Here is an 11682-nt window from a genome sequence, read left to right as displayed (position 1 = left end):
CTGTCATAACACTGTGTTACCTGGCTAATCAGAATTTATAACCGACACCAACGATGAAACCGTCAGTGCGCCAGTCGCCACTGCCGGAACCTTCATAAGCAATATCAATGGCCACGGATTCGGTCGGGTTAAACTGCACGCCAGCCCCCCATGCCAGAGACGTGTCGCTGTGGCGACCGTCATCACTTCCGGTCAGCACATCGTGCGTTTTCCCCTTGTTGTCAGTTACGCGGATATAATCTCCGGAGAAAGTCGAAACACGGCTGTAAGCCATACCCGCCATCGCATACGCGCTGAACCATTCATTCACGCGCACAGACGGCCCCGCCATCACGCTGAACCAGCGGTTACGCACGGAATCTTCATGCCAGCGGGTATCGCTGTAACGGGTAAGCTGGCGATTCTTGTCTCCTGCATAGCTGAATGACGTCACCAGCCCCAGTGTGTCCGTAAACTCATAACGGTATTTCACGTTAATCCCGTTAAGATCATCGCTGCCGGGAACGTTCGTCGAGGCATGAAGATACCCCGCGCTCAGCGTGGACTGATGTTCAGATGCCCATGCAGGCGCACCGGATACGGCCAGACAAATGGCTGCGGAAAAAATGGCGGCATAAAGTTTACGCATAATTACCTCTCGCTTTTCTGCAATAAAAAAGGCACCATTTCTGGTGCCCTTATATGGGTTATAACAATTTCAACGAATACTGATGCCGGAAGCGGCTTTTTTGGTCACAATCACCGTACAGTCGGTGATATTGCCTGCCCCCTGATTGCCTTTCTGGAAAATCTTAAACTCCAGAGTGACGCTACCACCACCACTAGGCATATCAATAACTGCACTGTAACTACCGGGAATGGCCCCTTTAGTTTCTCTGGATGCGATTAATACGCCGTTTTTGCGAACTTCAAAACCATAACCCGTGTATCGCGTGCCTCCTGGGTTATTTCCGCTCCCCGGATCGTCATACGCTATACCGTTAAAAATAATGGGCGGAATAATAATCTGGCGGTCAAAGTTATGATCATCGCTGATGGTGACTGTAACCGTACCGTTTGGTGTTTCCGTGTTACCCCACGTACCGACTTTTTTCGGGAAGGCTTTTGATACAGCTTTAACGAAATCCCCTCTGACCTGGGTCGCCTCCAGCATGCCCTTAATCGTACAGTTCTGGTTAATCGTGACATTGTTGAGCGTTCCTGAGTTCGCATTCACACTACCACTGATATCCGCATTTTTAGCGGTCAGCTTTCCGTCTGATGTCAGGGAAAATACCGGAGGACTGCCACCGCTGGTAATGGTGGGGGCTGTCAGGCGCTTCAGGAACACGTCGTTCATGAATATCTGGTTGCCCTGCGCCACAAACATCGGCGTTTCATTCCCGTTTGCCGGGTCAATAAACGCGATACGGTTAGCGGCAACCAGAAACTGGCTCAGCTTGCCTTCCTCCGTGTCCTCCATGCTGAGGCCAATACCCGCGACATAATGTTTGCCGTCTTTGGTCTGCTCAATTTTGACGCCCCACATGGCATTCCATTTATCGTTAGCGTCCTTCCACTCTTTCGAAAACTCATCCAGTCTGCTGGCGTTATCCTCCGTCAGATCAACTTTTTCCAGCAGCTCTTTACCGAGATGGGATTCGGTTATCTTGCCTTTGAAAAAATCCAGGTAACCTTCCGCATCATCGCTCGCCCGACCGACGGCCTCCACGAATGCCGATTTGCCAACGGTGTTCACACTGCGGATATAAAAGTAATAATCATGGCCCGGTTTGATATTGATACTGGCGGCTATCCAGTACAGCCCCGTGCCAAGGTAGCGGGCTGTGGTTTCAACCTGCCTGATATCGGTAATCCGCGTTTCCGAGAACCAGAACTCAAACTGTACCGTCGGATCATAAACCGCAAGATGCGGCGTGGCAGTTATCTGAAAATAGCCCGGCGTCAGCTCAATCCGCGACGGCGCTGCCGGGGCGGCAATCCGGAACGATACCGACGCCGGATCGCCCTGCTGTCCCCGGGCATTTACCGCCCGGACCGTCAGCGTGTAACGCCCCAGCGCCAGCTGCCTGAAGCGGTAAGTGGTTTCCGTCGTCCGGGCCGTGCTGACCAGCCGCTCACTGCCGTCATCGGCGGCCACGGTCAGGCGAAGCATAAAGCTCACACCCTTCACTACCTTCGGCGTGTCCCAGCGCGCCAGCACCTGATACTCCACACTGTCTGCGGTGACTTCTGCGGTCAGGTGCTGCACCGCTGGCGGCGTGACACCATTCACCGTGCCGCTCTGGTCGCCGTCAAAGTGCGCTCCGTTATCCACGATGGCCTCTTTTTCCGGCACATGCTGCACGGCAGTGATGGCATACGTGCCGTCGTCGTTCTCACGGATACTCACACAGCGGAACAGGCGCTGGCGCAGCGTCGGCAGCTTCAGCCCCCACACGCTGTATCCGGCAACGCCGTCAGGAACACGGCTCACTTTCACCTTCACGCCGTCGGTGACGGACTGAACCTCCACGCTGACCGGATTGCCACTTCCGTCAACCAGGCTTATCAGCGTGGTACCGGAGGATGGCAGCGTGATTTCACGGTCGAGCGTCAGCGTCCGGGTCTGGCTGTTCACCGCCAGCACACGCCCGCCGGTGCTGATCCCCGCATAGTCATCATCACAGATTTCAATGACATCGCCCGGTACATGGCGAAGCCCTTCTGCGCCCACGCTGAAGTCCACGGTCTGCGTCTCCAGCAGCTCCGTTTTAATCAGCCACAGCCCGGCGCGGTGTGCCTGCCCCCGGCTGGTACAGCCAAAGGCATCCATCTTCGTGACGTTACGACCGTAACGGACAATGGCCTGCGTATCCTCCACAAGCTCTGTCGCCGTCTCCCAGCCGTTATTCGGGTCAATCCAGTTCACCTCAACGGCATTATGACGGTCCTTCAGGGCGCTGAAGCTGTAGCGGAACGGCGCGCCATCATCCGGCATCACCACATTACTGCGGTTATAGGTCCACACCTTATCCGATGGCCGGTCCTGCACGAACGTCAGCGTCTGCCCGTTCCATACCGGCATACAGCGCATCGCCGAGCAGAAATCACTGAGCACATCCCACGCCTTGCGCTGCGTGGTCAGGTACGCATTACAGGTGATACGCGGTTCCGTGCCACCAAAGCCATCCGGCACCGACTGGTCGCAATTCTGGCCGATGACATACAGCGCCCATTTATCCACATCCGCCGCACCAAGACGTTTCCCCATGCCGTAGCGCGGATGGGTCAGCATATCCCACAGACACCAGGCCATGTTGTTGCTGTATGCCGGTTTTAACGTTCCGTCCCAGATACCGCTGTATTGTCGCGTCTGCGGGTTATAGTTCGACGGCACCTGCAGAATGCGCCCGCGAAGATGATAATTACGGCTCACCTGCTGGCTGCCGAACTGCTCCGAATCCACCTGTACGCCGACCAGTGCCGTGTTCGGGTAGCACTGTTTCACATCGATGATTTCGGTGTATGACGACCAGAGCGTTTTGTTCTGCAGCTGGTCTGTGGTGCTGTCCGGCGTCATCCTGCGCATCCGGATATTGAACGGGCGCGGCGGCAGGTTACCCACCACCACCGAGGCCAGATACTGTGAGGTGGTTTTGCCTTTAATGGTGATGTCTTTTTCCGTCACCCAGCCACCGTTACGTTGTATCTGAACCAGCAGGCGGACTTCCGACGGATTCCTGTCCCCCTTTGAGGTGGTTTCCACCAGTGCCTGCACGCCGAAGGTAAAACGCAGTCGGTCAATGTTTGCCGACGTGATAGTCCGGGTGATCGGCGTGTCGTATTTCACTTCCGTACCCAGCACCGCCTCGGAGCCGGAGGATTCAAATCCCTCCGGCGGTGTCTGCTCCTGCTCACCGGCCCGGAACACCACCGTGACGCCGGAGATGTTGGTATTCCCCTCAGTGTCCAGCACTGGCGTACTGTTCAGCAGCACGCTTTTTAATCCATCCACCGGACCTTCAACCGGCCCTTCGCTGATGGCATCGATCACACTCAGCAACTGCGTGGACTTCAGGTTGTCCTTCGCTTCGCGCGGAGTATGCCCCTTACTGCTGCCTTTACCCATTCCTCACGCTCCATAAACGACAAAACCGCCCGGAGGCGGTTTCACATAAAATATTTTGCATCATCGACCAATCACCACAACCTGACCACCGTCCCCTTCATCTGCCGTGCTGATCTCCTGAGAGACCACCCGCGACCCCACGCGCATTTCACCGTACAGAACGGGCAGAACATTGCCCTGGGCAACCATGTTATCCAGTGACGAGAAATACGTGTTCTGTTTGCCGTTATCTGTACTGGCTGCCGTGGGCGTCCTGGCTTTCGGTGCCAACATCTGCGCCACACCGCCCAGGATCATACTGGCCCCTGCCGCATACATACCCGATACAGCCGTGGCCCCCAGCCAGCCCACAGGGTTCCACCATGCAACCGCAATCAGCGCCGCCCCCAGCACTGCCTGAAAAATACCGCCACTTTTAGCACCCGCCGGACGCGGTACGATGTGGATCACGGCACCATTTTCCAGCGGCTCATTAAGACGGGCAGACAATTCAGTTTCACCTGCATCACGCCCGGCAATGCGTACCTGGTACCAGCCGTCGCTCAGTTTCTGACGAAATGCCGGGATCTGCATGGCCAGCGCCCGGATGGCTTCGGACCCCGTTTTCACTCGAAGGTCGATGCGGCGGCCAAATCGTTGTAAATCCCCGTAAAGGCAGATGCGTGCCATGCCCGGTGACGCCAGAGGGAGTGTGTGCGTCGCTGCCATTTGTCGGTGTACCTCTCTCGTTTGCTCAGTTGTTCAGGAATATGGTGCAGCAGCTCGCTGTCACCACAGTAAATGGCGGCATGATTCGGCACCGATGAACCAAAACAGCACAGCAGCACATCGCCCGGCTGCGCCGCTGACAACGGCACCTGATACAGCCCTGTGGCCTCCAGATTATCCAGATAGAGATTCTGACCGTTACGCCACCAGTTATCCCCGCGATGAAAATCCGGCATCTCAATTCCCGCCAGATGGTAAGCGTCCCGGAACAGCGTGTAACAGTCCGTCACCCCGTGCTCAAAGCGCCGCCCGGTGAGATGCGGCACACAGCGGAACTTATGAATCGCCCCCCGGCAGACCAGCAACCACGGCAAATCACTCTGCACCTGCAGCCGCCGGTCAGCCTCACTCAGCCAGGGCAGACCACCGGGGTGGCTGTGGACCAGCGCCACAATCTCACCCTGCATTTCTGCCTGCAGCCAGTCTTCCGGCGACATACGGAAATACGCCTCCGGCTCACCGGAGATATTCACGCAGGGGAAATATCTTTCCCCCTCCGGCGTGCTTACCACGAAGCCGCACGACTCCGCTGGCGCACATCGCCGGGCGTGCGCCAGAATCGCTGATTCTGTCTGTGTCATGGGATTTACTGCGAAAGTTTGTTAATGGAAAGGAAGCCGCCAAAGTTGCCGACGTTATTGCGAAACTTACAGCCACTCAGGCATTTGCTGCATTTATCCTTCGTGATATCGGACGTCGGCTGGTCATATTCATCCGCGACCGCCGGACCGCTATAACCGCACTCATCGCCGCGATAGGTCCAGGTGCAGGTGTTGGCCAGCATGATACGTCCCGGAAAAACAGCGCCATCCGTTTCAGTCGGCGTGGACAGTACAAAAGAGGCACTGACCGCGCTCAGTTCGCTGCACTGCTCGATGCGCCAGCGGCTGATCACCTCCTGCTCCGGATCGGCTTCGCTGTTTCCGTTGACGAAGTTCACCGCATCCAGAAAGCGGGCGTAAACCTTACGCCGGACCACCGTTCCGCCGACCAGACTCTGCAGATCTTCCGCCATCCCGGTGATCATGCCGTGCAGGTTAGAGACCGTCAGTGTCGGACGGGCAGCACTGCCCTTGCCGTTCATCTCAAATCCACTCCCCTGAATGGGATAGGCCTGATACTGCCGACTCTGCCAGGTGACAGACTCACCTTTTTCGTTCTGCTCATTACAGAAAAAGTAGCGATCCCCGCCTACCTCGGTCAGGTCGATTTCCCAGAGCACCACGCTGGCCGACTGCTCCGCACGAATGCATTCATTCAGCGTTTCCTGTTGTATGTCCTGCATCAGATCACCACTTCGTCAAACTGACACGAAAAATCGGTATAGGTGATATGTTCTGTCGCTGACCACGTTCGACACACCACTCTGATTTTTCTGTTAATACCCGGCGGGCGCCAAAAAAAAGATTTATAGCCTTCATGCCGGGCTAAAAATTTTTCAAATGAATCACGTTCATTCGCCTCAACTTTGAAATCACAGGTGAAAACGCGCAGAGAATGATTAAGTCCATTTGGACTTCGTTGCTCATAACCATCGCCAAATCTTACAGTTTTTATCGATGGTTTATTTTCTGTTTTCATTCCATCCTCTGGTAACCAGTGAAATTCTTCCGTATTAGCCACTTAACATTCCCCCATCACGTCGCATATTTAACAGATTGCCCTGCACCCGCTGATCAACCATCCCCATAAGTGCTTTTATTGCCTGAGGGCCAATCTCTCCATTCTGGCCGTCATTTTGAATAGTGATTTGGTATACAGGGGCATAGGTAATATCTCCGCCTCCATTACCACTTTTACTATTAATAGCTCTGACACCAAGAGAACCATCGGAAGTTCGTGTTAATGGCATAATGGCTTCCGGACCAGCCTCACCAAAAACACCAGCCCCTCTTGCAAAAGCAAAAAATTGCGGGGAATCATAAATACCGTTCGAATACGTGTTCAATGACGGAGACTCATAAACACCGCCCTTTGCATTCGGAATAAATTTACTAATAGCACTCCCGATAGTTCCTAAAATCCCCCCAGAAGAACTGTTACTAATGCTGTCGAAAATCCCAGTAATTGAAGCCTTTAATGCTATTCGACTAAGATCCGAAATCACGGAAGTAGCGAAAGAACGAAAATTTGCCTTGCCTGTCGTGACAAAATCACCCAGCGCATCGGTCATTCCATCAAACATCTGAGTCGTGGTTGATTTTATCTGCTCACTGATATCCTTAGTGTCATCCAGCCAGTTATTGAATCCCTGGGAGGCACCACTAACCCAGTCTCCTGCCTGAATATCGAGCTGCTCGTTTTTCTGTCTGACAATTTCTTTTTCTCGTTCCAGAGCATCATTCAGAGCCTGCATTTTCTCCTGAAAAACATGATTTGACATCCCACGGGATTTATCTGCATAGTCACGTTCAAGTTGCAGACGCTGATTGTTATATTCACGTTCAATCCGCAGTAATTCCTGCTGGCGTTGCTGATTTTTATCGCCAACCCCATAACCAGCAATCTGAATATCATACCCCTGTTGACGATTATCAATCGAAGCCTGCAATAAATCACGCCATGCAGCTATTTCGGCGGATTCCTTGATTAGCCTGTTATTTTTTCAATCGCAACATTTTTCTCCATCAACGCGGTTATTTCTTCCCGGTGTAAGAGAAGCGATTTCTGATCCTGGGTTAATTTCGATGACGGTCGTGACTCCAGGTCGGCAATCTGCTGACGCCACTTAACCAGTTCCTGTTCAGAGGAACTTAATTTAACGGTTAATTCAGTTTGTGAACTTAGTAACGCATTCTGTTGATTCAGATGATCAATCATTCGTTGGGCAGCATCATCCGAATAACCTTTCGCCTTTGGTTGCTTTGGATCTTTATAACGCTCATTTATTTGAGCGATAAAATTATTATATTCTTCCTTTGAATACTGACTCTTTAGCTTTTCCAGTTTTGCAAGTTCACTAGCTCTCTGCTGCTCCCGGGTCTGATATTGTTTTGAAAAGGCATCTGCTCTCTGTCTGAGTTCAATTCCTTCCTGTTGTCGCTTGTTGTAATCGTTTATTGATGAATTTAGGACGTCCTGAGCAATTTTTTCTGCTTGAAGTACGCCCAATTGCTGCTTTAATCGTGCCAGCCTTTTATTTTGAGCTCCGCCATCTCCAATGCCACCTAACCCGAAAACTCCGGGTCGGGTATTTTTTTCTATTTCATCAATTTGACGGAGAACATCTGAGATTTTTTGATCAAGGGAGGCCTCACGGCCAATGTCCAGCATGGAATCCCATGCCCATTTTGCGGAGTCTGCGACAGCTTTCCATGCAGTCTCAAGATAACCAAGATTTTCTTTAATCTGGTTGGTGCGCTGGATCATTGAGGATGAGTATGCTTCTGTCGCAATGCGGGCGGCCTCCTGCTGGTTCCCTTCATCCTGTAGCGCCTTAATCTGGTTATAAGTCGCAATTGTCAGAAAATGGTACTGATCATTAAGTTTTGATATGGCACTGACAGGATCCTTTGCAATTTCATTGAAGTCATTAACCAGTTGTTCGGTTGATATTCCTGTTACTTCGCTCGTTTTTACTATCGCTGTCGTCACTTGCTCCAGCGAACTGCTCGCTACCTTTCCCGAACGCACAAGCTGGTTTAATACTGCCGCCGCAGCGCCAGTTGTCGAATCAGCCGCATTCCCGGCACGTTGAGCTATATCGGCCAATTGCCCGCTGGTTGTCCCCAACTGATTTCCGGTAAGAATAAGAGATTTATTAAATTCGTCCTGCTCCTGAGAGCCTTTATAGTAAGCCAGCCCTAAGACGCCAACGGCTGCTGCGGCCAGGGTAAAAGGATTAATTAATCCCAGCACATAAGAACCAACACCTTTGATCGCCGGGCCAATCCCACCGAACATATCTTTTAGCTGGCCGCCCTGCTGCATTAACACCATAAAAGGCGACTGACCAGTGGACAACCCAACAACAATATCCGTCATTTGTGCAGGCAACATGCGCATAGCAAAAGCCGTTTGTTTTGCCGACATTCCGGTTTTGCTTAATTGAGATTGAGTAACCTCAAGCTCACTCCGCATAGCACGAAGTTTTCCAGAAAGTTCCTCATACATTTCAGGAGAGAGCATCCCCTTAGCTTTTGCTTCATTGAGCTGTTTCTGTTGTTCTACCAGACGATTAAAAGCAGTTCCGACAGGGTCAAGTTGAGCAATCAGACGTTGCAAAGCAGCAACCTGTTCATCATGCGCTTTTGCTGCTTCTCGCTCTGCCTGAGCCTCTCCGGTAAGCTCTCGCCGTGTTTCCTGTATTTTTCGGCTATAATTCTCAAACTGAGAACCATTTATTTTCCCGGATGCAAACGCAGCATTAAGTTCATCCTGCTGTTGTTCAAGATTTCTTAGCGCCGCAACCAGAGGGTCGATCTTGTCCAGCATTCTTTGAAAGGCCTGAGCCTGCGATTCCTGCTGGGCGGCAGCAAGTTTTCCGGCCTTCTCGGCTTCTCTCTGCGCTTGCGCAACCCCGCTCAATTCCTCTGTGGTTTCATTAAGTTTACGGACAAGAAATTCATATTCTTCTTTATCAATAAGCCCTTTATCGAAAAATTTCTTTAATTCAGAATAGCGTCGACCGACAGTATCAATTGCGGCACCAACTGGATCAATAGCTGCTTTTAATTTTGCGAGCGCGTTCTTCTCATCTTCTGTTGCCTTAGTCACTTTCCCTGCGCTATTTGCAGCAGTTTCCCCGGCCTGCGTCATTTTGACTAATGAGGAGGTCAGATTGTCAGCATTATTTTTTGCTCCAGTGCTATCAATAATTATTGCGAGACGCGAGGTTTGCTCTGCCATTTATTAAAACTCCAGACAACAAAAAGCCCACCGAAGTGGGTTTCAGGCGACATAATAGTAGATATAGCGATTACGAGGCCACGCAATGCTTTTCTCCAGGAGCATCATCGATTTAATTAAAGACACCATCACATCTCTGTAACAGAGTGTACGTAATTAACAACTACACACACTGCTCCTGAAAATACTGGTCATCCAGTGCAAAGATCACTGCTTCAAACTCATCGCGCTCAATCAATACCGGATGAGTGGCTAAATATTCATTTATCTCTGTCAGAGATAAAGGCAAAGGCACCCCGGTCATTCCAGCATAACGTCGGGCACGGGATATTACCGAATAGGCGTACAACAATTCCTTAAGCACCGGGTCTATTTCTGGTTCCGGTATCGGTGGCAACCTGAGTTTTTCTCGCTTCCATCTTGCCTTTTCCCCCCTTTCTCCCCCGAACTCCGATAACCACCGCTGGGCGGCTATGGCTTTTTTATCGTATCCTGCTTCTGCTGCTCTTTACCCTGGGCGATGCTGGCTGCTTCTGCAAGGATCTGCCAGTACAACTCTGGATTCTGCTTAAGCAGCGCGATCCCTCGTTCTGGCGTATATTCCAGTGCAACCTCAGCACCATTAACCAGTTCACCAACCCCTTTCCAGTCTTTCAGCAGATAACGAGCAGCATTATCAATGAGTAAATCATCAACAGAATCTACCTCGGAAACCTTTGAAATATCAAACTCCTTCGTTCCGACGTGCAAACTGGCATCCATTTTCTCAATGTGACGACGGATTAATGCATTACGGGAGCGATACTGATCGTTATCGCTGCTTGCCACCAACAGTTTTAACCCGTCTACAGGTTTTAAGTCCTTCATTGGCGTAAACCAGCGTTCTCCACCGATGATAATTTTCTGATTAAGAATAAACATCCATAACCTCATTCAATGCGTCCCCCTGTAGTGCAGTACCACAGGGGGAATAACGGAAAATCAACTAATCGCATCAGCACTGGCTTTTGCGATCACGGCAGTCGGGGAGCATTTTTTTCTGGTTATCGTAGGTGCTTCATCTGCTGCGGTAATGCTCAATTGAACCTGGATAATGTCAGTATTACCCCCATCAGGCCATTCACCTGACACCTGAACCTTCGGGAAACTGAAAGTGTATGCCCCCTCTCCATTCGAAAGCGTGAAGCTGAACGGAACTGTTTCTCCAGTCAGTGTTTTACTCCAGATTTCCCACGCGGCTTTAGACCATGAAAGCGTCACCGTACCGGACGGTGTAAAAGTAGTCGGAATATTTGCTCCTGCATAAGGCGAGCCAGTCCCGATACAACGCTGTGTCTGGAGTTTGTTATCGAACTGAATATCAAAACTGTCGATACAAAAACCGTTACCTCCGGCAACACCATTCAGGCTTACTGCTGAAACCTCCTTAAACGAATAGCGTAACTTTCCTGCACTATCCACAGGTTCGCCTTTGATAAAATTCGTATCATCGGCCTTTGATTCCCAGCCCAGCCCGGCAAAGGTTACGGTCGCTGTAATATCGCCGTCGTTAGGGATCTGCATTTTCCATGAGCCAACCTGCGCTCCTCTGACGACAGAGGCAATTCCGACATCGGACGCATAGGTCGCCAGAGAAAATGTTATTCGCTCATTCCCCATTGTCAGAGAATCGCCTGACCATTCCGCGCCGAAACAGGATGCAAGAAAATCATCATGTTGACCCCAGCGAAATTTGGTACCAACATCACCGCCGACATCCACAGTGCCAGGCGTCGCCCCCTGAGCCATCCGGGAGCCACCAATCTCATTATTTTCGCCTTTATTCTGGGTGGGTTTTACTCCCCAGCTTGTGCGTTTTAATAAACTCCAGTCACCACTTGCTGGCGTAGTGCCTGCAACTGTCTCCCGGATAAATGCCGAGATAACCTTTGCACCTGAACTCACAGGAGCCTCCT

9 protein-coding genes and 1 pseudogene are annotated in these 11682 nt (G+C 51.5%); all 10 read right to left on the bottom strand.

Going from position 1 to position 11682, the window contains the following annotated elements:
• Positions 1-28: 28 nt before the first annotated feature.
• Positions 29-628, bottom strand: coding sequence for an Ail/Lom family outer membrane beta-barrel protein (locus RGV86_RS00225; RefSeq protein ID WP_096251546.1), 600 nt, complete (start codon positions 626-628; stop codon positions 29-31).
• A gap of 69 nt (positions 629-697) precedes the next feature.
• Entirely contained in the window at positions 698-4111 is a 3414-nt protein-coding gene (gene gpJ, locus RGV86_RS00220) for a phage attachment tail tip protein J (RefSeq protein ID WP_309508436.1), read from the bottom strand.
• Between the two features lie 60 nt (positions 4112-4171).
• Positions 4172-4720, bottom strand: a complete 549-nt coding sequence (locus RGV86_RS00215) for a tail assembly protein (protein WP_001396592.1) — start codon at positions 4718-4720, stop codon at positions 4172-4174.
• Positions 4717-5460, bottom strand: a complete 744-nt coding sequence (locus tag RGV86_RS00210; RefSeq protein ID WP_187197653.1) for a C40 family peptidase — start codon at positions 5458-5460, stop codon at positions 4717-4719. The genes RGV86_RS00215 and RGV86_RS00210 overlap by 4 nt, the downstream gene beginning before the upstream one ends.
• Positions 5461-5465: 5 nt before the next feature.
• Positions 5466-6164: a phage minor tail protein L gene (locus tag RGV86_RS00205; protein WP_021554381.1), complete on the bottom strand. Its 699-nt coding sequence runs from the start codon at positions 6162-6164 to the stop codon at positions 5466-5468.
• On the bottom strand, positions 6164-6502 hold the full coding sequence (locus RGV86_RS00200; protein WP_000024051.1) for a phage tail protein: 339 nt from the start codon (positions 6500-6502) through the stop codon (positions 6164-6166). Before RGV86_RS00200 ends, RGV86_RS00205 begins: the two co-directional genes overlap by 1 nt.
• Positions 6495-9727: pseudogene (locus RGV86_RS00195) on the bottom strand (phage tail tape measure protein). The gene RGV86_RS00200 and the pseudogene RGV86_RS00195 overlap by 8 nt, the downstream one beginning before the upstream one ends.
• Positions 9728-9890: 163 nt before the next feature.
• Positions 9891-10091: a hypothetical protein gene (locus RGV86_RS00190; RefSeq protein ID WP_032139919.1), complete on the bottom strand. Its 201-nt coding sequence runs from the start codon at positions 10089-10091 to the stop codon at positions 9891-9893.
• A gap of 107 nt (positions 10092-10198) precedes the next feature.
• Positions 10199-10558 carry a phage-derived protein YdaY family protein gene (locus RGV86_RS00185; RefSeq protein WP_122452218.1) on the bottom strand — a complete coding sequence of 120 codons (360 nt, stop codon included), beginning with the start codon at positions 10556-10558 and terminating at the stop codon, positions 10199-10201.
• A 150-nt stretch (positions 10559-10708) separates the two neighbouring features.
• A complete protein-coding gene (locus tag RGV86_RS00180; RefSeq protein ID WP_016232665.1) occupies positions 10709-11671 on the bottom strand; it encodes a phage tail tube protein in 963 nt (320 codons plus the stop codon).
• Between the last annotated feature and the right edge of the window lie 11 nt (positions 11672-11682).

It is taken from the genome of Escherichia ruysiae (genome assembly GCF_031323975.1).
GTDB lineage: Bacteria > Pseudomonadota > Gammaproteobacteria > Enterobacterales > Enterobacteriaceae > Escherichia > Escherichia ruysiae.
The sequence above is the reverse complement of the archived record's forward strand: the minus strand, read 5'-3'. Positions and strand labels throughout refer to the sequence as shown.